Annotated in this window: 27 protein-coding genes and 2 pseudogenes; 4 read left to right on the top strand and 25 right to left on the bottom strand. The window is 42.8% G+C overall.

Annotated features, from left to right (window positions below; genetic code table 11):
- Positions 1-8 precede the first annotated feature (8 nt).
- The 9 genes from obgE to A4V09_RS06530 form a co-directional block, all read right to left on the bottom strand.
- Positions 9-1,301, bottom strand: coding sequence for a GTPase ObgE (gene obgE / locus A4V09_RS06570; RefSeq protein ID WP_065541641.1), 1,293 nt, complete (start codon positions 1,299-1,301; stop codon positions 9-11).
- A gap of 128 nt (positions 1,302-1,429) precedes the next feature.
- On the bottom strand, positions 1,430-1,717 hold the full coding sequence (rpmA, locus tag A4V09_RS06565) for a 50S ribosomal protein L27 (RefSeq protein ID WP_018598162.1): 288 nt from the start codon (positions 1,715-1,717) through the stop codon (positions 1,430-1,432).
- A gap of 4 nt (positions 1,718-1,721) precedes the next feature.
- Positions 1,722-2,054 (bottom strand): ribosomal-processing cysteine protease Prp, encoded by a 333-nt coding sequence (locus A4V09_RS06560; protein ID WP_065541640.1) that lies wholly within the window; start codon positions 2,052-2,054, stop codon positions 1,722-1,724.
- A gap of 2 nt (positions 2,055-2,056) precedes the next feature.
- Complete coding sequence (rplU, locus tag A4V09_RS06555) at positions 2,057-2,362, bottom strand: 50S ribosomal protein L21 (RefSeq protein ID WP_033139570.1); 306 nt, start codon at positions 2,360-2,362, stop codon at positions 2,057-2,059.
- Between the two features lie 133 nt (positions 2,363-2,495).
- Positions 2,496-3,503, bottom strand: a complete 1,008-nt coding sequence (locus A4V09_RS06550) for a CPBP family intramembrane glutamic endopeptidase (RefSeq protein WP_065541639.1) — start codon at positions 3,501-3,503, stop codon at positions 2,496-2,498.
- On the bottom strand, positions 3,484-3,975 hold the full coding sequence (locus A4V09_RS06545) for an NUDIX hydrolase (RefSeq protein ID WP_065541638.1): 492 nt from the start codon (positions 3,973-3,975) through the stop codon (positions 3,484-3,486). Before A4V09_RS06545 ends, A4V09_RS06550 begins: the two co-directional genes overlap by 20 nt.
- An 8-nt stretch (positions 3,976-3,983) precedes the next feature.
- The gene (locus A4V09_RS06540; RefSeq protein WP_065544666.1) at positions 3,984-5,201 is read right to left on the bottom strand and encodes a ribonuclease E/G; all 1,218 of its coding nucleotides are present in this window, start codon (positions 5,199-5,201) and stop codon (positions 3,984-3,986) included.
- A complete protein-coding gene (locus tag A4V09_RS06535; RefSeq protein WP_065541637.1) occupies positions 5,185-5,892 on the bottom strand; it encodes a TIGR03936 family radical SAM-associated protein in 708 nt (235 codons plus the stop codon). The genes A4V09_RS06540 and A4V09_RS06535 overlap by 17 nt, the downstream gene beginning before the upstream one ends.
- Entirely contained in the window at positions 5,882-7,741 is a 1,860-nt protein-coding gene (locus A4V09_RS06530; RefSeq protein ID WP_065541636.1) for a TIGR03960 family B12-binding radical SAM protein, read from the bottom strand. Before A4V09_RS06530 ends, A4V09_RS06535 begins: the two co-directional genes overlap by 11 nt.
- Before the next feature lie 648 nt (positions 7,742-8,389).
- Between A4V09_RS06530 and A4V09_RS06525 the strand changes: the two genes are divergently transcribed.
- From A4V09_RS06525 to A4V09_RS25215, 3 genes are all read left to right on the top strand, one after another.
- The gene (locus A4V09_RS06525; RefSeq protein ID WP_330396519.1) at positions 8,390-8,563 is read left to right on the top strand and encodes a hypothetical protein; all 174 of its coding nucleotides are present in this window, start codon (positions 8,390-8,392) and stop codon (positions 8,561-8,563) included.
- Between the two features lie 26 nt (positions 8,564-8,589).
- Positions 8,590-8,832 (top strand): hypothetical protein, encoded by a 243-nt coding sequence (locus A4V09_RS25220; protein ID WP_242963987.1) that lies wholly within the window; start codon positions 8,590-8,592, stop codon positions 8,830-8,832.
- A 76-nt stretch (positions 8,833-8,908) separates the two neighbouring features.
- Positions 8,909-9,082 (top strand): hypothetical protein, encoded by a 174-nt coding sequence (locus A4V09_RS25215; RefSeq protein ID WP_242963985.1) that lies wholly within the window; start codon positions 8,909-8,911, stop codon positions 9,080-9,082.
- 77 nt (positions 9,083-9,159) lie between these two features.
- Here the strand turns inward: A4V09_RS25215 and A4V09_RS24240 are convergent, their stop codons facing one another.
- The 5 genes from A4V09_RS24240 to A4V09_RS06500 all read right to left on the bottom strand — a co-directional run bounded on the left by A4V09_RS24240 (position 9,160) and on the right by A4V09_RS06500 (position 14,007).
- Positions 9,160-9,318 (bottom strand): hypothetical protein, encoded by a 159-nt coding sequence (locus A4V09_RS24240; protein WP_157123464.1) that lies wholly within the window; start codon positions 9,316-9,318, stop codon positions 9,160-9,162.
- 268 nt (positions 9,319-9,586) lie between these two features.
- Positions 9,587-10,465, bottom strand: a complete 879-nt coding sequence (locus A4V09_RS06515) for a methylenetetrahydrofolate reductase (RefSeq protein WP_065541635.1) — start codon at positions 10,463-10,465, stop codon at positions 9,587-9,589.
- A gap of 62 nt (positions 10,466-10,527) precedes the next feature.
- Positions 10,528-11,166 (bottom strand): methylenetetrahydrofolate reductase C-terminal domain-containing protein, encoded by a 639-nt coding sequence (locus A4V09_RS06510; RefSeq protein WP_065541634.1) that lies wholly within the window; start codon positions 11,164-11,166, stop codon positions 10,528-10,530.
- Position 11,167: 1 nt separating this feature from the next.
- The gene (gene rsxC, locus A4V09_RS06505) at positions 11,168-13,132 is read right to left on the bottom strand and encodes an electron transport complex subunit RsxC (protein ID WP_084043454.1); all 1,965 of its coding nucleotides are present in this window, start codon (positions 13,130-13,132) and stop codon (positions 11,168-11,170) included.
- A 452-nt stretch (positions 13,133-13,584) separates the two neighbouring features.
- Entirely contained in the window at positions 13,585-14,007 is a 423-nt protein-coding gene (locus tag A4V09_RS06500) for a pyridoxamine 5'-phosphate oxidase family protein (protein WP_065541633.1), read from the bottom strand.
- 369 nt (positions 14,008-14,376) lie between these two features.
- Here A4V09_RS06500 and A4V09_RS06495 point away from each other — a divergent pair, with 369 nt between their 5' ends.
- The gene (locus A4V09_RS06495) at positions 14,377-14,733 is read left to right on the top strand and encodes a winged helix-turn-helix transcriptional regulator (RefSeq protein ID WP_065541632.1); all 357 of its coding nucleotides are present in this window, start codon (positions 14,377-14,379) and stop codon (positions 14,731-14,733) included.
- A 74-nt stretch (positions 14,734-14,807) separates the two neighbouring features.
- Here the strand turns inward: A4V09_RS06495 and A4V09_RS06490 are convergent, their stop codons facing one another.
- The 11 genes and pseudogenes from A4V09_RS06490 to A4V09_RS06450 form a co-directional block, all read right to left on the bottom strand.
- Positions 14,808-15,218, bottom strand: a complete 411-nt coding sequence (locus A4V09_RS06490) for a DUF3788 domain-containing protein (RefSeq protein WP_065541631.1) — start codon at positions 15,216-15,218, stop codon at positions 14,808-14,810.
- Between the two features lie 2 nt (positions 15,219-15,220).
- Positions 15,221-15,588: pseudogene (locus A4V09_RS06485) on the bottom strand (VOC family protein).
- Between the two features lie 96 nt (positions 15,589-15,684).
- Positions 15,685-15,969 carry a helix-turn-helix domain-containing protein gene (locus A4V09_RS25210; RefSeq protein ID WP_162291094.1) on the bottom strand — a complete coding sequence of 95 codons (285 nt, stop codon included), beginning with the start codon at positions 15,967-15,969 and terminating at the stop codon, positions 15,685-15,687.
- 177 nt (positions 15,970-16,146) lie between these two features.
- Positions 16,147-16,446: pseudogene (locus tag A4V09_RS25205) on the bottom strand (DUF6597 domain-containing transcriptional factor); the annotation flags it as partial.
- 121 nt (positions 16,447-16,567) lie between these two features.
- Positions 16,568-17,107 carry a methylated-DNA--[protein]-cysteine S-methyltransferase gene (locus A4V09_RS06475; protein ID WP_065541630.1) on the bottom strand — a complete coding sequence of 180 codons (540 nt, stop codon included), beginning with the start codon at positions 17,105-17,107 and terminating at the stop codon, positions 16,568-16,570.
- 357 nt (positions 17,108-17,464) lie between these two features.
- Positions 17,465-18,208 (bottom strand): ABC transporter permease, encoded by a 744-nt coding sequence (locus A4V09_RS06470; protein WP_065541629.1) that lies wholly within the window; start codon positions 18,206-18,208, stop codon positions 17,465-17,467.
- Positions 18,195-18,929, bottom strand: coding sequence for an ABC transporter ATP-binding protein (locus A4V09_RS06465; protein ID WP_065541628.1), 735 nt, complete (start codon positions 18,927-18,929; stop codon positions 18,195-18,197). The genes A4V09_RS06470 and A4V09_RS06465 overlap by 14 nt, the downstream gene beginning before the upstream one ends.
- A 302-nt stretch (positions 18,930-19,231) precedes the next feature.
- Entirely contained in the window at positions 19,232-19,975 is a 744-nt protein-coding gene (locus tag A4V09_RS06460) for a MerR family transcriptional regulator (RefSeq protein ID WP_065541627.1), read from the bottom strand.
- A gap of 331 nt (positions 19,976-20,306) precedes the next feature.
- Complete coding sequence (locus A4V09_RS06455) at positions 20,307-20,576, bottom strand: DUF3781 domain-containing protein (protein WP_162291103.1); 270 nt, start codon at positions 20,574-20,576, stop codon at positions 20,307-20,309.
- 10 nt (positions 20,577-20,586) lie between these two features.
- Complete coding sequence (locus A4V09_RS24235) at positions 20,587-20,757, bottom strand: hypothetical protein (protein WP_157123463.1); 171 nt, start codon at positions 20,755-20,757, stop codon at positions 20,587-20,589.
- 97 nt (positions 20,758-20,854) lie between these two features.
- Entirely contained in the window at positions 20,855-21,496 is a 642-nt protein-coding gene (locus A4V09_RS06450) for a CatB-related O-acetyltransferase (RefSeq protein ID WP_065541626.1), read from the bottom strand.
- Positions 21,497-21,581 lie beyond the last annotated feature (85 nt).

The raw sequence follows: 21,581 nt of genomic DNA, 5'->3' as shown, positions 1-21,581 counted from the left end.
GTTATCTCCTATTTGTAATAATCAAAATCAAAGCCATACATCCGTACAGTGTCGCCTTCTTCAATTCCTGCTGCTTCCAGGTCTGCCAGAATACCACTATCCTTTAAGAATCTCTGGAAGAAAGAAAATCCTTTTTCTGAATCCAGATTGGTATAACCCAGCATCTTCTCAATCTTTGGCCCTTCCATATAGAACAGGTGCTCGTCCTCTTCATCCTGTTTTACGGTGTATGGAAGATTTTCAGCGATCAGCATATCTTCCGGGAAAAATTCCTGTTCAAAAATAACCGGTTCCTTATCAATCTTATCCAGAAGGCTCTTCACATAATAAAGAAGTTCCTTCAGGCCTTTTCCTGTTGCTGCAGAAATGGAGAACACTTTGATTCCCTGAGGCTCAAACTCCTGTCTGATGCACTCAACCGGGTCCTCATCCTCACTGTAGATCATGTCCGTCTTGTTGGCTGCGATCACCTGTGGACGTTCCATGAGTTTAGGATCATAGGCTTCCAGTTCCTTGTTAATTTTATAAATATCATCAATGGGGTCTCTTCCCTCTGTGGATGCCGCATCCACCAGATGAATCAGCACACGGGTTCTCTCAATATGGCGCAGAAACTGATGACCAAGTCCCACACCCTCTGAGGCACCTTCGATCAAACCCGGAATATCTGCAATGACAAATCCATCACAGCCTTCCAGATCCACCACTCCAAGATGAGGATTAATTGTTGTAAAGTGATAATTGGCAATCTGCGGTCTGGCATTGCTCACTCTTGTAAGCAGTGTTGATTTACCCACATTGGGAAATCCAATAAGTCCCACATCCGCTATCACTTTCAGCTCCAGCATAACCGCCAGCTCCTGCGCCGGCTGTCCCGGCTGGGCATATTTAGGCACCTGCATGGTAGCTGTGGCATAGTTCATATTCCCTTTGCCGCCTCTTCCGCCTTTTAATACGATTTGTCTTTTGTTTTCTCCTGACATGTCAGCAATGACTTTGCCGGAGTCTGCGTCCTTGATCACGGTTCCTTCCGGAACTTTCAGGATAATATCCTTGCCATCGGCGCCATGACATCTTTTCTTGCCGCCTTCCTGTCCGTTCTCTGCCGCATATTTACGTTTATGCCGATAATCGGTCAGGGCATTCAGACCCTTATCCACTTCAAAGATAACATCTCCGCCTCTGCCGCCGTCTCCACCATCAGGACCGCCGTTGGCAACATACAGTTCTCTTCGGAAACTCACATGGCCGTCTCCCCCTTTTCCGGAACGGATTGTGATTTTTGCTCTGTCTGCAAACATAAAAACCTCTGACTTTCTAAATCTGCCTTGGCAGATATATTGCTAAAAAAAGCGGCTTCAAACCAGAACGATTTGAAGCCTCCCTTAATTCACCACAACAGAAAATCCGCCAAGCGTAAATTCTATTGTTACTCTGCTGTTACCGGTACTACAGAAACCTGTTTTTTGTCTCTGCCTTTTCTTTCAAAACGAACAACACCATCTACTAATGCAAATAAAGTGTCGTCGCCACCGCGTCCTACATTCACACCCGGATGAATCTTTGTTCCGCGCTGTCTGTAAAGGATGTTTCCGGCTTTTACAAACTGTCCGTCTGCTCTTTTTGCGCCCAGTCTTTTAGATTCGGAATCTCTACCGTTCTTGGTAGAACCTACACCTTTTTTATGAGCGAAAAATTGAAGGTCCATTCTTAACATGTCCTTACACCTCCTCGAATATGACATCAATATATTGTCTGTTTTCTTCTTCGTCTTCCATTCTCTGCAATCCGAGAATGAGGGAATTCAGCAACAACACTGCTTCTTTGGAAGGTTTTGCCTCCAGCCTGAATACGATGCCGCCATTTTCTCTGTCCACATCCACTTTAAAAGCATCCTCTGTAAACTGTTCAATGGAATTCACCGCATTGATGACAAGAGCGGAAATTGCTGCACAGATGATATCCTCACCCTGCCTGGCATATCCGGCATGTCCACTGGTGTCAAAGCCTGTCACAACACCGTCACTGTCCTGATAAAACGTAATGTACGTCATAATTAAGCGTTGATTTTTTCAATCTTAACTTTGGTGTACTGCTGTCTGTGACCGTTTTTCTTGTGGTATCCGGTTTTCGGTTTATATTTGTAAACGATAACCTTTTTGGCTTTACCGTTTTCAACTACAGACGCGGTTACAGTAGCGCTTGCTACGTCTTCACCAACTTTTAACCCATCATTGTTTACGGCAAGGACCTGGTCAAATGTAACAGTTTCTCCAGCTTCTGCTCCAAGTTTTTCTACTCTGATAACATCGCCTTCGGCTACTTTGTACTGTTTACCACCTGTTGCAATAATTGCGTACATATGGCACCTCCTATTATCATTACTCGCCAAAATATGGTGGCTGCCTATTTCACAGCGCTTCTAACCTCTTTGTGCGGCATACTTGCTTATAATAGCACAAGAATGTCTGTTCGTCAAGATAATCCAGAAAATTTTACAAGAAATTTGTTAAAAAAACACTGAAATTTTCTATGGGACTCTGTCTTATCATCTGCCACAGGGAATCGTCAAAGAAAACCCCGTACAAAAACAATATTCCGCCTATCATAGCCGGTATTACAGAACATACCGTCAAAAATACAATCCAAAATGTCTGATGTTCTTTAGGAAAATAAGGCACCTTTCTGCCTTTTTCCCTTCGTATCAGATAACCGGCAGTATAAAGAGCAAATGGCGCCGCGCAGCCCACAGCCACATAAATCCCCAGGGCAGCCACCGGAATTCCCGCTTCCATCAAGTATTCTGCACTGGCTGCAGTATCGCTATTGGTCTGTCCAAAAGAGAGAAGTGTGGGCAGGAAATTATTTGCAAAATGGAACAATGCAGGGTAGACCATATTTTCTGTTCTGAGCATCAGCCAGGATAAAGCACCGCCCAAAAGCGCAGTCGGAACAAAACGCCATACGCTCCCGTGAAAAAGCCCAAAAAGGACTCCCATGATCAGCACGATCACCCACTCCCGTTTCAAACTTTTGAGACTGTGAAGAATTACCCCTCTGTGCATGGCCTCCTCGCAGACAGCAGGCATAACAGCCGTAATAAAGATTGAAACCAGCAGCGGTACGCTTGCGATTATATCATTTAAGGCGCTGCTTGTGCCAAACATCTGCTTCGGAAACAGCCATGCGATCACCATGGTTGCCGGAAGGACCAAAGCATACGCCCCGGCCCAAAGCAGAAGTGTCCCAAATATTTTACTCCATGACGGTTTTTTGACCGGAAAGACTTCCGCAAAATCCCCACCGGCAAGAGCTGTGATTCCCACAGACAGTAAGAGCAGATATAGCTCTGTCATGGCAAGTCCGTACATTCCGAATCTCATCTGCATCCAGGCAATAATTGTATAGTAGGAAACCATAACCAGAACAAAAAGAAGAATTCCATGTACCGGCTTCAGTTTTTTCTTATGAGGGTTCATAAAATCATTGTATCCGTTTTCCATCTAACACCGCCTCGCGTAATGTATCTCCCCGGTACATTAATTTCAGGGAAAAGAAAGGATGTTCCTCCTCTAAAAGCTTGAAGAATATCTTGTCCCCCTCCCAAAGGTTCAGATTCAGCACTTCTTTTTTCTGTACCCATTCCAGAATGCCTTCATTACAGGCACAAAGAGTGCCTTCATATCCATCTGCTGTGTACAGACACATATATTCCGTGTCTGGTTCCCCTGTAAGGGGTTTGAAAATAAATGTGACAATACCTCTGAATTTGTATGAAGTGAGTGTCAGTCCGGTCTCCTCTTTCACTTCCCGCAAAAGACAGTCCTCCGGACTTTCGTCCTCCTCAAAATGTCCGCCTACACCTATCCATTTGTCCTTATTTACATCAGACTCCTTTTTAATCCGGTGCAGCATCAGATAGCTGTCTCCTTTTTCAATATAACACAGCGTTGTAAGCATGGATTTTACTTTCATAACTATGATTACCTTACACTTTCCTGATATTCTTCCCGAAGCTCTTCTGCCAGGGATTTCCTTATTTTTTTGCGGGTAACTTCCACAATATTTAGTTTTGTAATATCCACCACATTCCCCTTTACCGGATCCTGATTCAGGTATCTCTGTAAAGTGTACAGCAGTTCCTCTTTATCTTTCTGCTCTTTCAGATTGATAAAATCTATTAAAATCATACCGGACAAATTACGGAGACGCAGTTGTCTCGCGATCTCCTTTGCAGCCTCCAGATTGATTTTCCGAAATGTCTCCTGATAATCTTTTTTTCCGGTATATTTTCCGGTGTTCACATCAATGGACACAAACGCCTCTGTCTGCTGGATGACCAGAAATGCACCAGACTTCAGCCACACCTTCTCAGATAAAGCTTCTTTAAGAACCGTTTCCAGGGAATATAAGCGGGACAACGGCAGAAGTTTATCCTCATAAAGGCGCAGCCTATTGTCCGTCATTCCATAATACTCCAGATAATGGGAAATCTGCCCGTAAAGCTCTTTGTTGTCAGTGACTATCTCCTCTAAATCCTGTTCATACACATTTTGCAGAACCTGCAGATATTCCGGCAGATTTTCATGGATCAGAGAAAAGCAGGTTCTGGTTGCTGCCTTCTCCTTTATCTGCCGAAGGCATTCTAAAAGACGATCCAATTCAGACTGTAAATCTTCTTCGGATGCATTTCTGCTGTTGGTGCGTACAATAACCCCGGCATCTTCCGGCAGAATAGGCTGCAGTATCTCTTTGAGTCTTCTTTTCTCCTCTGCACTTAATTTGCCCGAAAAGCCAAGCTTTGCCCAAACAGCCGTCACGACCAGATATCTTCCGGTAAAATTCAGATCACAGGTCACACAGGGAAGTTTTCCCCTGATCGGCTCCCTGCACACCTGTACCAAAAGCTCATCACCTGGTTTCAGTTTTCCGCTTTTCTTTTTATTCATATAAAGCGGAACTGCTTTCTCATCCATGGAATAATAACACATGATATCATCTGCAATCTCTATAAAAGCCGCACGGATATTTTCTGTGATATTTTTTACTTTACCCACATAAATATTACCCAGAATACTCTTATGTTCAAACCGGCATAAATTAAGCTGGCAGATTCGTCCATCCTTTACCAGGGCTGCTGTCAGCCGTTTCCTGCCGGAAATTTCCATAGGGGTTAGTACCAGTTTACTCAATTTCCTCACCCAGATCTTCCAGCGGCACAAGATGCCGCTCCTCTTCCGTGCCGGTATCGGCGTATAATTCACTTCGATGCACCATAAAATCCCATTGATCGTAAGGTACGCCTAAAAAACCACAGAAAGCTTCCATCACAAGCTCGGGTTTTGTGTTGTTGGCGCTTCCTGCTGCCAAAGTCAGACAAATGCTCCCCTCTTTTTCTTCCATACGATATATAAACGGACGAATATCCACTTCTTTTTCACTTTTCTTTGTTTTTTTCACAATAGAAATGCATGACTGGTCCGTAAACCCGGCGATTCTTTGCATCCAGTCCTCTGACGGTTCCTTTCCCTCCCGGAAAGTAATTACATAATCCGCAGCAGCCACAAGAGACATTGCCTTTCCAGCTTTTCCTTCCTCTACCTGACGGACGCTTAAAATGCGCATACCCTCCACCATGGTATCGTTCAGTTTATTTACCATTTCTTTTGATGAATACACACTTTTCAGCTCCAGATCAAAGTATTCACCTGTACTGGTTATCCCCACGCCCAGGGGGGAAGCGAATGACATGATCATATGAGGACTGTATCCCTCAGAAAAAGCAGCATCCAGCCCTGCGCGTTTTACAGCTTTCTGAAAATACCGCATAATATCCAGGTGGCCAATAAATTTCATAGCCCCTTCTTTTGCAAATTTTACTCTAACCTTCAATGCAGACACCTCCTTTATAAGAAGCTGCCCCGCAGCCGGAACATTTCACACGGCAGTTAGGTGTTACAACTCCCTCTTTTGCTCTCTCCCATTCCTTGCGCAGGAATTTCTTTGATACACCCGCATGGATAAAATCCCAGGGGAACTGTTCATCGGACGGGCGCTCCCTGAGTGTATAGAATTCCGGACTGATCCCCAGCTCATCAAAAGCTTTCATCCAAATATCATAACGGAAATATTCGGACCATGCATCAAAAATCGCGCCATTTTTATAAGCCTTTTCCAACACATCACAAATACGCCTGTCTCCTCTTGCCAAAATCCCTTCCAGCACAGTGACATCAGCCTCATGATAATTGTATTTAATACTCTTTTGATTTAACTGTGCACGAATTTCATCTTTTACTACTTTTGCTTTCGCCAGATACTCTTCTTTACGGCACATGGGGGCCCACTGGAAGGGGGTAAACGGTTTCGGTACGAAAAAGGATGTGCTGGCTACTATCTGACATCGGCCACGGCGCTGTTCTTTTGGAATTTCATAGTATTTCTTTGCAACCTCTTCAGCCAGATGGGCAATGCCTTTCATGTCCTCCTCTGTCTCTGTTGGAAGTCCAAGCATAAAGTACAATTTCACTCTGGTCCAGCCCCCTGCAAACGCTTCTGCCGCACCATTCAAGATGACCTGCTCCGTGAGCCCTTTATTGATGACATCACGCATACGCTGTGTTCCCGCCTCCGGAGCAAAGGTAAGGCTGCTCTTCTTGATGTCCTGTACTTTGCTCATGACATCCAGGGAGAATGCATCAATACGCAGGGAGGGAAGCGAAATATTTACATTTCTCGCGGAACACTCCTCGATCAGGTAATCTATCAATTCCGGCAGTTTGGAATAATCACTGGAGCTTAAAGAACTCAGAGAAATTTCCTCATGTCCGGTACTTTCCAGCATGGACCGGGCCGTTTTTTTCAAAAACTCCCCATCACGCTCCCTGGTAGGCCGGTAGATCATTCCTGCCTGGCAGAAACGGCAGCCACGGATACATCCCCGCTGGATTTCCAGAGTAACCCGGTCCTGTGTGGCCTTTATAAATGGTACAATAGGCTTTTCCGGATAGCAGACATCGGAAAGGTTCATCACAACCTGTTTTTCTATTTTCTCTTTTGCATGAGCGTTATTCGGTGTGAAGGATGCAAGTGTTCCATCTTCATGATAGGATGCATCGTAAAAGGCAGGAACATAAATACCCGGAATCTCTGCGGCACGTTCTAAAAACTCTTTTTTACTTTTTCCTGCTTTTTTGTATTCCTTATATGCATCCAGGAATTCATCAAAAACAGTTTCCCCTTCACCGATATAGAAGACATCAAAAAATTCCGCCAGCGGTTCCGGATTATAGGTACAGGGTCCTCCTCCAATGACAATAGGATATGCCTCTCCCCTGTCTTTGGCGCGGAGAGGCATCTGGCTTAAATCCAGAATCTGCAGTATGTTCGTGTAACACATTTCATACTGGATGGTTATGCCTAAAAAATCAAAATTTTTGATTGGGTCCTGGGATTCCAGTGCAAATAACGGAATCTGCTCTTTACGCATAACCGCATCTAAATCAGGCCAGGGCGAATAGACACGCTCACACCAAACATCCTCTCTTTTATTGAACATATCATATAAAATCTGAATTCCAAGATGGGACATTCCGATTTCGTAGACGTCCGGAAAGCACATACAGAAGCGCACGTCCACCTTACTTGCTTCCTTATTAACCGAATTTACCTCGTTCCCGATATAGCGGGCCGGCTTCTCGATTTTTAGTAATATTTCATCACTCAAAGCTAGTTTTCTCATGTTATTCCTCTCATTTTTGGCAATATTGCACAACTTTAGAACCTTTACATATTCTGCCGCGATCCCATTTTAAAAGAGGTTGCTTTTTTGTGTATAATAGGTCCAAAACAGCAGCTCGTTCACAATTAGTGCTTTTTCCAAATCATTACTTTCAGAATCATGTATAGCCACCTGTCATAGGAAGGCATTTTACTGTTGGTTCAATCTCACCTATTATATACATTTTACGGAAGAACTTCAAGTAGATATAATACTTTTGCCTATTGCAACACTATTTCAAAACTCATGAATGAGTAACTTCCATCAACTGCATATTTTCTTTACTGTAAAGAATTACCGGTTTTCCTGGGCATCTCCCTATAAAAATTTTTAGCATCTCTCGTAAAATAATCAAAAACTTTAAAAGGATATGATACCTCTGAGAGTACGTTAAATTTATAATAAACAACTCAGACTGTAGCCCACCCTCATAGATTTTCTGGTTTCATTCGTAAGCGTAAATCCTGTGGCCTGTTTTTCTGAAAATCATCCAGACTTTTATTTTGAATAGAACCTGTCTTTTTATTTGTGATAAAAGATGGTAGAATAAATTCAAACTGTAAATCCCAGCTTAACAGCAGGAAAAAATAAAAATTTGGTGGTGTGAAAATGATTCGATTAAGGCCTTATAAAGAGACAGACGCTAATACAATCCTCTCCTGGTGCAAAAATGAAGTTGATTTTTACAAATGGACGGCAGGGGTTTTGGGAAACTATCCTATTACGGAAAAACCATGGAAACCTCTTGGAACAAAGATGGTTTATAGAACAGGAGTTTCATAAATGGAAGTATTAACCGAACGTTAGAATTGGATGAATGTGACAGAATAAGAGAACTAAATGCTTCCCAATATATTGGACGAGCCTGTGGTTACAGACAGCTTGTTGAATTAAACTACCATGATATGGATTTTTCAAATGGTTTTGAAAATCATCTTGTAAACTTAGAGAATACAATTCGTTCCGGTGGAATTGTGTTGGGGGCATTTTTCAAAGAACGTCTTGTAGGTTTTTGTAGTGTGAACAATACTGTTTTTGTTTTTGGAGAATAGTATAAATATGTTCTTTTGGAGCAACTTTTTATTTCAAATGAATTGCATAATAAAGGTTTAGGTAAAAATTATTTTCATGGCTGCAAAAATGGCGAAAAATAAAGGGGATGAAAAATTTTATATTTGTGCCGGCTCATCGAAAGAAACCATAGCTTTTTATTTAGCAATCGGTTGCGAAGAAACAAAAGAAATAAATCAAAATCTATATCAAATGGATACTCATGACTATCAGCTGGAATTTGATTTATGAAACTATAGATTATGGAGTATGGATTATATTTGCAGAGCCTTTCCGGACGATAGGAGGCTCTGCTGTCCTCTATCTCATTAAGACGCTTGGATTTTTTCAATAGCTTCCGCATATGACTGCACTGCTTTATCAGTCAGACGATCCGATAAATCCACAATCCATGGATCATTGTAGTCAACTACGCTGCTAACAGCCAGATATTTTTCTATTTCACTTGTATGAAGCGTTATATTCATACTTTTATTTCCCCACATAAATTAAAAGTTGTTAGGCCTGCGTCTCACTCATGCTGCCGATTTCAAGCAGATTCCCCTCCGGGTGGGCAACACATGGGTTCTCCTGTCGGAAACTGCACACCCATCTTCTCTATGTCCTATCAATTGCTTTTTTACAAAAATCCCCACCGGAAATCTCAATACTGCGAAAGCATTGATTCCGGTGGGAATAATTTTATTTGGGATTAAGATATTTTAAAATGGGCATTGATCCATAACCCTTACAGCATTAAAGTCCAGCCTGTTTAAGGAGATCCGGTACTTTGGATTCCCATCCCAATGCCATAATATGGATACCCTGGCAGTATGGCTTACATTCTTTGATAATGCGCGCAGCAATCTCAACACCAGTAATACCTGCTTTTGTTTTTTCTTTATCTGCTTTCAATTCGTCGATCATGGATTCCGGAACATGGATCCCGGCAACATTTGCATTCATGAATCTTGCCATTCCCACGGATTTCGGAATTATAATACCGAGCTGAACCGGTTTTCCGAACTGTTTGGCTTTTTCCATAAATGATATGAATTTTTCAGGCTCAAAAACTGCCTGTGTCTGGAAATAATCAGCGCCGGCCATAACTTTTCGTTCCATTTTTGCAAGCTGTGCATCTACAGAATCACTACACGGTGATACTACTGCACCTTTTGCAAACTTTGGAGGTTCGCCTACCAGTTCGTTTCCTCCAAGATCATAGCCTGATTCCAACTGCTTCACTGTATGGATCAGGGAAACGGAATCCAGGTCGAAAACAGGTTTTGCCTGGGGATGATCTCCCATTTTTGTATGGTCACCTGTTAACAGCAGCAGGTTTTCGATTCCTAACATAGCTGCGCTCAAAAGGTCAGACTGCAGTGCGATACGGTTTCTGTCACGGCAGGTCAACTGATAGATTGGTGTCAGCCCTTCATCTTTCAGAACTTTACATGTGGCCAGAGAGCCAAGACGCATAACGGAAGACTGGTTATCTGTTACGTTAACTGCTGTAACGCCGCTCAGATAAGTCTTTGCCTCTTCTACAAGATGGTCAATATTGATTCCTTTCGGCGGTCCTACTTCTGCAGAAACTACAAATTCACCACGTTGAAATAATTCGCTAATATTCATTCACCCTACTCCTAATCATTATGTATTTGTAACTATTCAGTACCTTCCTAGTTACATGAATGTTAACAGTTCTCTGTTTGTTTAGACACTTCATCATCAGTCGCGTAATTGCGTATCTTAACTGGGCATTTCAGTTCTTCCAGACGTCCGAGCTGTGCCAGCCGTCTGTAAATACGCTCCCAGCCACATTCCATTTCACTGTCCACTTCGCATTTGCCGTTTTTCGTACCGCCGCAAGGCCCGTTGACCAGGCTCTTGGAGCATGCAGTGATCGGACAAATCCCCCCTGTGATATTCAGGTAGCATTCACCGCACTGATCACAGTCATATTCTAAGGGGGTTACACCCTGAAATCCCGGCAGGGGGTATGTATCACACGCTGCACATACTTTTTTATCCTCCAGGTACTCGGCAATGGTCTGTACACCGACACCGCAGGAGAATACCAGTACCACATCTGCCGCATCAATGGCACTTCTGTGTTTCTGAAGGCGCAGCTTCATATTTTCCGGATTACAAATATAGTCCGTTGTAATGATTCCGGTCACATTTCCAACCTCAGCCAGTTCCTTCTGGAATTCTTCGGCTTCTTTTTCAGGGAAATGAACTTCTTTGCATCCCTGGCAGTTAATGACAAAGACTTTTTTTCCGTCCACCAGTGATACGATAGTTTCCTTTGATTTTAATTGGGTAATCAACATATCACTTCATCCCCCTTATGGCATTTTTTCCGGCTTTGATCTTGCTGACTATTGGAATCTTGGAGGAACATATGTAGTCACAGCACCTGCACTCAACACAGTCCATGACATTTCTGTCACGCATCCCTACCCAATCCTGCTCATCTGCAAGTTTGGCAAAATACAGCGGAGAAAGTTCCATTGGACATACATCCATACAGCGTCCGCATTTGATACACGCCACTTCCTGTGTCTGGTCCGTATCTATGGCAATGATTCCATTGGAACCTTTCATCATCGGCACATTTAAATCCGGAAGGGCAAATCCCATCATAGGTCCACCCATCTTGATCATAACATCATCATCTGTCACTCCGCCGCAGTAGTCGATCAAATCTTTTACATTGGTACCGATCTTCACGATATAATTGCCCGGATTTTTAATTTTCACTCCGGTCACGGACGCAACACGTTCAATCAGCGGCATACCTTTCTGAATTGCATCAGAAACAGCCTTTACGGTACTGATGTTGCTCACCACAACACCTACATCTGCAGGCAGGCCGCCTCGTGGCACCTGTCTGCCCATAACGCGCTTGATCAGCATTTTTTCAGCACCCTGAGGGTACTTTGTCTTAGCCACTACAACCTGGAGGTTGTCGCAGTCAGCAGTTTTTTCTTCCATAAGCGCAACAGCATCCGGCTTATTGTCCTCAATGACGATAATACCCTTCTCGGCGTCTACTGTTTTCATCATTGCTTTAAGACCATAAAGAATATCATCTGCAAACTCCAGAAGCACTCTGTGGTCTGCCGTCAGAAACGGTTCACATTCACAGCCGTTCAGCAGGATAGCTTCAATTGGCTTGTTTGGTTTTAATTTAACAGATGTGGGGAAACCAGCTCCTCCCATACCTACAATTCCGGCCTCACGAACAATCTCAATGATCTCGTCCGATGTGAGGCTTTCATAACTTTTATTCGGTTTTACTGATTCGTGCAGAGTATTTTTCCCATCTGATTCAATGACTACAGCCATCATCTCACTGCCTCTTGTGGCATGCAGGCGCGGTTCAACTGCAACTACGGTTCCGCTGACACTGGAGTGAACAGGAGCACTGATAAAACCTGCCGCTTCCCCAATCTTCTGTCCCACTTTTACAGTATCGCCCACTTCTACAATGGGATTTGCCGGAGCGCCTAAATGCTGTGACATGGAAATGACAACCGTCTTCGGCTCCGGGAACCTTTTAAGCGTAATATGCTCACTGAATTCTTTACGCTCTGACGGATGAACGCCACCATAGTAGCCTGCGAACCTTTCCTCACGGATGGATTTCACATAGTCATTAATAATTTTAAAATTAATTTTTGAATAATCGCGTACCTGAACCGGCTGATTCAAAAACTCTTCAAGACGGCCCTGCTTTTCCAGCTTTTTATTGATTTTTTCCCAGGCGCAGTCTTTGTTGGGATCCACTTCGCATTTTCCATTCTTTGCGCCGCCGCACTGTCCGTTTACCAGACTCTTTGAGCAGTCAACGATTGGACAGACCCCGCCGGTGACATTCAGGTAACACTGGGCACACGCATCACAGCGCTTTTGGGTCAGTGCCATGCCGTGATGTCCTGTATAATTCAATGAATTGCTGGCCGCATATACAGGTACCTCTGCCATATCTGCAACTGTCTGAATACCCAGACCGCAGGATATCACAAAAACATGCTCCGTGCCTTCAGGAATCATATCCTGTAATTTGTTCCCAGTCTGGGTTTTGTTGCACAAAAAATCAACCTTTGCGCTGCCAGTGACTGTTTTTCCATGTTCGGCAGCAATTTTTTCAAATTCACCGCAATCTGGTTCGTCAATGGTCTCAAATTCCTTGAAGCACTTGTTGCAGGCAATGACGAACAGCTTATCCTTGTGGGCCAGTAATGAAGCCAGTTCTTCATTCCCCTTCAGCTTATACTTGGTATAATTCTCCAATTGTTCACCTTCCTTATAAAATTGATTTACAGACAAAAAACTTATCTACTTTTGTTAATTTTTTCACTCTCTGCACTTCAATGAAAAAATTACAAGAGGCAAATAAGGCATGTCTGTAATTAATATCTATTGTACCACATATTGGTTCTATTTGCTATTCCAAACGTGTTTTTTGTAGGTTTTTTTCACGAATGTTCCAAAGTTTTCTCTGTTTTCCTGTTCTTAGGGTATCAAAAAACTCCATGATCGGATCTCCAGTGCTTCTCTATGCGCATAATGTCCGCATGATAACTCCATTTGATCATTTATTACAAAATAGTCCCGGTGAATCTTACCCATCCCGGGATGTTTTTAAATTCTTCTTGTCGTTGGATATAATGCAGAGTACAGGCAGCGATGGAACTCACCTGCTGCATGTCATATCTCCAAAATTTTGTCACCCAATATGTGTTTTATGATCGCTGTTCTGCTAAACCGATCGGAACACCATCTTCATAAATCCATTCAGACGCATTCTCGATCAATAGTTCAAAAAATACTTCGTCTGATTTTATAAATTCATCTTCGTCACTAAAAGAATCCGGATATCGCAATATATAAGCTGATTTTATTTCCGTATTTCTGTCATCAAAGACAGACCCCAGCAGTTTTGCTTTTCCCGTAAAATAAAAATTCCCCACGCAGACTGCAATGTTGGGATTACTTAACATATCTTTCGCTTTTCTGCTTGCCGCTGATGTTCTTACATATAAGCGCAGCCCTATATTTAAAGGACTTACGGGTCTTGACGAGACCCTGTCATTTTTACTTGTTGATAAATAGATGACTTCTGCTGTACTCAATACACGTTCTAATTTTTTGAAATTGATTTCCATACATAACCTCCGTTGGTATTAATTGAACTCCTTATGAGCATTGGATTTCGAGAACAATCATTTTATCACAGAAAAATTTTAGTATCTTGATAAAAAACGACATCTTTAGAATTTATCAAAGAGAACCCTTTATCTCAAATCATTGTAGCATTCCCAATTATTTTTTTCTTGTATAATATGACACCATGATTATATAAATCAGCCGTATGCCTTCCCGCCCCTATAGATTTATTCATAGCTCTGTGATAGTATGAAGTAATTAAACAGGTTCTTTTAAGTAAAATAGTATTCCGGGTCCCTGCAGTGAAGATAACTCGTTATTCCCAGCTTCAAACGGAATCATTACTATTGCGAAAGGAAGTATCCAAAATGAAAATGCGCAGTGATTATACTTGTCCGCTGGAATTGACCCATGACATGATCCGAGGAAAGTGGAAACCTCTTATTTTATGGCAGCTTAAAAAGGGTGCTTGTTCCCCCTCCGCACTAAAAAAATCCATCCGGGGAATCAGTCAGAAAATGCTGCTGCAGCATCTCCATGAACTTTTAACCTGTGGTGTGATCAAAAAAACATCCTCTTATGGTTATCCTTTAAAAACAGACTATTTCCTTACAGAACGGGGAAAAAAAATTTATGAAGCCGTCTCAATCATGCAGAGTGTAGGAATTGATATGATGCTTGAGGATAACCGGGAAGATTTTTTAAGGGATAAGGGACTGTTATAGTAACAAAATTTTTGCCTTCAATTATGATTATTTTCCTCATACACCCATTCCTTTCCGGGATTTCCTATTTGTGGTCATGAACATTTGACACATAATAATTTTTGAATATCCTCAAATTGTTCCCTGCATGTTACACGGTATTGGATCCAGCCGCCATCCCCGCAGGAATATCTGTTATCAATAAAGTCCTGTGTATATTTCCGCACCTGGCTATATACGGATTCAAACTGTTTATCAGATAATCTCATCATCACGGTGAATGCGTTATCTTCTGCAAAAATATTACACAGCAGTTTCTGCTTTTTTCTATGGGCGATTCCCCAGCCATAGTGATTGCCATAGGGAAACGTGATCTTCTGTGCAGAACCATATGTTTGGGATAGCCACTCATTCAGTAAAGTAAACCGTTCTGCGTTTTCACCGCAGAACGCAGTCATTTGGGTTATGGTTGGCTCTTCCTGTTTATTCAGCATTCTTTCATACATACTCAATCCTCCAAAAGTTTCGTCAAGTCTTCTACAGAAGCGTCCATTTTTACAGACACCTCCTCCATGGTCATACCGGAATCAAGAAAACGCCGGATCACCATTTTCATATCCTCCCCGGCCTCCGTTTACTTAAAAACCCGTCAAAATCCTTTTCCTCAAAACATATTTCCATATTATTGGATTTTTTCAGGACTTTATCCTCCGGAAGATCAACAAGCCAGCTAAAATTCTGCTGCAACGCAATCCCACAGGTATATGATATATTGATTCCATAGTCCTGATAAACCTCTAAACCAAATAAACCTTCGTAAAATTTCCTTGCACGTTTCATGTCCGCCACAGATATAACAACACAGGTATGCTTCATCTTCTATATCCTCCTAATTCTATTTCGTACAATCTCTGTCCGGCTCGTACCATTTTATCGCAGAAGATGAGACGTGTCTTGAAAAATCGCGACATTCTAACGGTTTATGAGAGCAATCTTTTTTGCCTGTTCCGGTGTAACCCCGTGAAATCGTTTAAACTGATTTAACAAATGGGATTGATCTGAAAATCCGTAGCGGTATACCGCATCCTGTACATCAAACCGCTCCTGCTTTACCACATCTCGCCATACATTCTGATATCGTATGAGGCCCGCGGTCCGCTTAATGGACATGCCGATATTCTGCAGAAAAAGACGTTCCATCTGCCTCTGGCTCACACAACTGTACTCGCAAATCTCTTTTACAGAAATATTGCCCATTCCATACAAGATTCTTTCAATGGAATGATAGAGATTGGAATTGTAACGGCTCTTAGCTGTTGTTCGCAGCAGTTTTTTATAAGATGGCTTTCCATCCAGGCAATCCGTTCACTGGTATCTGCCATGTAAAAAAGTGCCTCGTATTCCCCAAATGTCATCCGGTCTACTGATGCGAAATCAAATGTTTGATTGTAAAGCTCCCTCATCTCCACATCTAAAAACAAGCGCACTGCCCAAAAAAAAACGAACCGCAAAGGTCGTCACGTTCTCACGCACTGGCTTCTGTTCAATGCGTTTCGGGGAATCTGCAAGGCCACAGAGACGGCTTGTGATGGTACAGGCTGTATGATCGATCTCTATGATAATATCCGCACAGGTATCCGGAATTACCAGCACCTCCCGGCTCATGGCTTCTCCTATACCGCTTTCCCCGCCCGTCTCCCAAAAACAGGCAATATAGGGGGCAAGCTGGCTGCACGGGGCATACTCAGAATAGGAACTTCCAGTGAGAAACGGTCGTGATGTCGGTCTGTATTGTTTATGAGAATGAAGGTCTCATGTTTATGCCTCCCTTATCTCCTCTTCTATTTTGGGCATTTTACAGGGCAGTCCCCTTTTGTGGCACAAAGAATTCATCCATGGATATACCTTCATGTGTGAGCAGTGCTATCTTTTTATCAATGCCGCCAGCATACCCAGTCAGACTGCCATTGGAACCGACCACACGATGACAGGGGATGATGATGGAAATGGGATTATGTCCTACCGCCCCGCCCACTGCCTGCGCTGACATTCTGTCAAGGCCCTGCCTTGTGGCCACTTTTTCAGCTATCTCACCATAGGTAGTGACCTCGCCATATGGAATCTCCATGAGGATTTCCCATATCCTCTTCCGAAATTCACTGCCTTCAGGCGCAAGGGGTAATTCCTTGGTTTGCGGCTTTTCTCCGCCAAAATAGCGGTCCAGCCAGGTTTTTGCCTGAACAAGCACTGCCAGTTCATGACATGTCTTTGTTTCCTCTTTGATGGAACTGAAAAAATATTTTTGATTTTCTATCCAGAGACCGATCAATGCTTCGTGTTTCGCAGCGATCAAAATCCTTCCAACCGGTGAGGCATAATCTGTTGTATATATCATAAGCGTAGTCTCCTCTCGTCTTTCATCCGCTCTCTCTGCAGATCCTTGTATATGTTCAGCCGCTTCTGTTCCTTGTTGCAAAATTAAATCTTTCTATTTGTACGGCACCAGTGAACCACCTCTGTTACTAACTTATTTTGAGTTATCCGGAATGGTTAAAACAACCGTATATTCACAAGCGCCGTCATCTCCGAAAAGGATAAAATCGTTTCTTCCCTTACATTCAGATCATGTATTTTTTATTATATAGCATAGTCAGCTTTTGTCAACAGAACACATTTCCATTCCATAAAAGAATCCGAAAAAACGGAGCGGATGAAAACCGCCCCGTTACGCTCACGCATGAATTTTCAGTGTTTATTCCCATTTAAAAAAGCGAAATGCTGTCACGGTACAAAATATGACAATCACGGCCATAAGAATAATGGAAATCAGTACATGATCTACACTTTCTCCAAGAGAAGCTGCCTTCAGTAGTTTTATCCCCTGCGTCAAAGGCAGCACATTAGCCGCCTTCTGCATGGTATCAGGCATGACCTCATAGGGAAGCGTTGCACCGGAAAATATCAGCATGGGGAAATACAATATACTTGCGATCACACCTGCTATTTTCGTATTAGGCGCAATACCTCCCACCATCATGCCAATGCTGAACATGGATACCAGCACTAAAAGATAGCCTCCCAGAAACTGTAACACGGACCCGCGAAATTCATATCCGAAGAAAACTGCCGCCGTAAGATACAGTAATAAAAAGGAGATCACCGCATATAGGGTATAGATGACTACCTGCACAAATAAGATCATGGAGGGACTCACAGGTGTGACTTTATAACGCTTCAGTATATGTCTGCTGCGGTAATCGGAGACAACCAACGGCAGTCCCATGACACCGCCGGCACAGATAGAGATTGTGGCAATGGCTCCAAAAGATTGTTCCAGAAAAGTAAATTCCGCGCCCGGATAGGCAGGTTTATCCCCGTATAGGATCCCCAGAATAACCAATACCACAATTGGAACACAGATTGCAAAAATGAACATATCCATTCCCCGCAGCGACAAACTCAGTTCTGTTTTTAACATGGTTTTAAATGTTTTCATTGTTCTGTTCCTCCTCGTCTGTGTACCAAAGATAAGCATCCTCAAATTTCTCATATGGGCTTTTTTCTACAGCCTCAGAAACCGTGCCGTAAAAAACGATTTTCCCCTCCCGCAGAATGCAGATGCAGTCACATAAAGCTTCCACCTCATCCATGAAATGTGAGGTCAAAAAAATAGTCAACCCTTTTTCCTTAAGGTCTGAAAGGATCTTCCAGACCTCCCGGCGCGCCTTTGCATCCAGTCCGGTAGTCAGTTCATCTAAAAATACCACTTCTGGATTGGGTATCAGTGCCAGAACAATGAACAGACGCTGTTTCTGCCCGCCGGATAGATCCTTGACAAGACTTTTCCTTTTATCCGCAATCCCGAACCTTGCAAGCAGTTCAAAGGGATCCGCAGATTTTTTGTATAAAGAGGCCGTCACCCGGCAAAGCTCCGCCACTGTGATCTGCTCCTGATAGCTGCTCTCCTGAAACTGAACCCCCACCTTCTCAAAAAGTTTTTTCCGGTCTTTCAAGGGGTCTGTCCCTAAAATACGGACAACCCCCTGGTCAGCCTTTTTCGTACCCAGAATACATTCAATTGTGGTGGATTTTCCCGCGCCATTGGCCCCGAGCAGGCCAAAAACCATCCCCCTGGCAGCCGATAAATTTATGTTGTCGACTGCGGTCAGTTCACCGTAAGATTTTGTAAGCTGCCTGACTTTGATCACTTCCTGCATATAATTTTCCTCCTATTTGTTTTATCAAGGTCAAGGATATCACGAAAAAAAACATTGGTGTTAAAGTGTAGGGTTGAAACTCAATTATCATTATTCAGGTACCGTTCGCAAAGGGGAAGGTGTTCAAAAAGACCTTTCATATGGTGAGGCAATTAGGTGAACGCTACGAACAAACGACAACATGCATTTAAAAAAAGATTTCTGGGATATCTAAAATTAAGGCGCAGTACGCCTTAGTCCAACGAAGCGTACTGCGCCTAATGCTTATTAGCGCAAATAACATTGGTGGTAAAATAGAGGGGTTAAGAAAATCTGCTTTTCATATCTTTTAGTTTAAGAATCATTTTCTCCGCATTGTCCATTGCAGCCATGAGGGACGTCACCAGTTTATCACATACGGCAATGATTTCTGTATCTTCTCTTGGTGTGTCCAGTGCTTTTTTTATATCCATCTCAGGATCTTGGGATAACTGAACAAGCATTGTCAAAATGGCCTCCAATGAATAATTGGCACATCTCAGGGAACGGATGATCTTTAGCCGTTTTATATCTTCATCGGAATAAACACGATACCCATTGCGCTTGCGCCGGACAGTCAGCAGGCCATTCATTTCCCAATTTCTCAAAGTATCCATAGAAATTTTCAGGTATTCGGATACTTCTTTCCTTTTCATTGCGTGGATGTTTTCTTCCGTCCGGCCGTCTAAAATCTGTTTTGCGATCACAATGGCCTCCTCCGCATTGGCTATTTCCTCCCGGACCTGCATCAGATATTCCTGTGTGAGCTTCAAAGCCGTATCATAGTCACCTGCTGCGGATGTTTTTACCATACGCACAATTTTTTTCCGCAGTCCGTTTTGCAGCACCTCAATCTGAAACGCAAGGCGTGCAAGCCGGAATTGTTCTACATGAACATCTGTAAAAACCCTGTAACCATTTGGCTGTCTCTCTGGTTTTGGAATCAACTCCAAATCTTCATACATACGAACCGTGTTGGGATGAATGCCAATGAGTTGTGCAATTTCTAAAGTTTTATATGTTTTCATTTATGAATACCTCCTTACAAAATTACATTACCACCAATAAAAAGTCTGGTGTTATAGTGGAGGGTATTTTTATTATTCCTGTCCTTCCCCACCGGATATGCTGACACAGAACGATGGACTTTTGACTCCCTAAGAAAATGGCACATATAAACGCTGAGAAAATTTGCACCATATTGAAATGAAGGAGGGCAAAAAGAGCAGACCCAACTGCATCAAAGACAGAAGTTCGCGTCCATTGTTGCAGCCAAACTGGGAAATGGTTTTCTCTTTGAAATCTATACTTCCAGTTCTTTTATGACATCCGGGCAGAAAAACGGAAGTCTCTCATGTATTAATTGTGCCCTCCGCGCTTTTCCCTGTGTGCTGTTATGATCGTCCAGCTATTGGCATTTACAGTTATCACACAGCCATCTATACTCACATACCAATTTTTTCCTTTTCTTGTGACACTGGCACGTGGTGATTGTATTTTTGTTTTGCACCATTCCACCACCAGATCCGTGTCCAGTGAAAGATTCCTTTTGATCCGTACAACACCCATTTCTGTTGTATGTAATTTGTCCAGGTTTTCAAGCAAGGCATTCTTTATCTCTTTCTCCATTGTCACTTCCCTATGCTGACTTTATTTTTTGTTTTTTACTCAGATAAAAATTCAGAGCAACACAGATGACCATTACAATGGCTGCAAGAATCAATGGCATCTCTTCTCTAGAATACAGGCTGATCAGCATAAGCACCAGAGACACCAATTGCAAAATGCGGGTAACCATATCTATTTTCATATCACTTCACATCCTTTTCGTATTTAAATACCAGACAATATCCCGCACGCATATCAGTCAGGGGCCATGAAAGGCCCCCTTTTTACTGCTGCTGTAATTACTGATTGTTTTCACGAAGCTGTTCTGCACAGCCGGATTGAATCGCTTCTATCTTCTGCGCGATCTTTTCTTTTGGCCAGTCCCACCACTTGAGTGCAAGCAGTGCCGAAATGGTTTCCTCTGAAAAGCGCTTTCTTATGGGCTTCGCAGGTATCCCTCCCACAATTGTATAGGGCAAAACATCCTTAGTCACAACCGCACGGGCTCCTATAACTGCCCCGTCTCCAATGGTGACACCTGCCATGATCACAGCCTCGTAACCGATCCACACGTCACTGCCGATCACAATATCTCCTTTGTTGTCCCAGGAATCCGTCACATTCTTTTTATCCAGCCCCCACTCTTCAAAGAAAAGCGGAAACGGATAAGTTGACAAAGAGCGGAACGTATGATTGGCGCTGTTAAACAGAAATTTCGCGCCACAGGCAATCGAACAGAATTTCCCGATGATCAGTTTATCCTTGTTTATCGGATAATGATATAATACGTTATTCTTTTCAAACAGCACCGGGTCATGGACAAAATCGTTATACATTGTATATTCGCCCACGGTTATGCCAGGGTCTGTGATCACACTTTTTAAATAAATAGTCTGTTTATCTCCTGTGCGGGGATAAATCTCTTTCTCCGGAATAGTCATATAAAATCCTCCTAAAATCAATATTTGGTCTCTAAGCTATTCCGGCCATTACAATACAACGTTTCACCTCATACCACCTCTACTT

This window comes from Blautia pseudococcoides (assembly GCF_001689125.2).
Classification (GTDB): domain Bacteria; phylum Bacillota; class Clostridia; order Lachnospirales; family Lachnospiraceae; genus Blautia; species Blautia pseudococcoides.
Note: the sequence above shows the minus strand (reverse complement) of the source record. Positions and strands in the feature narration are given on the sequence as shown.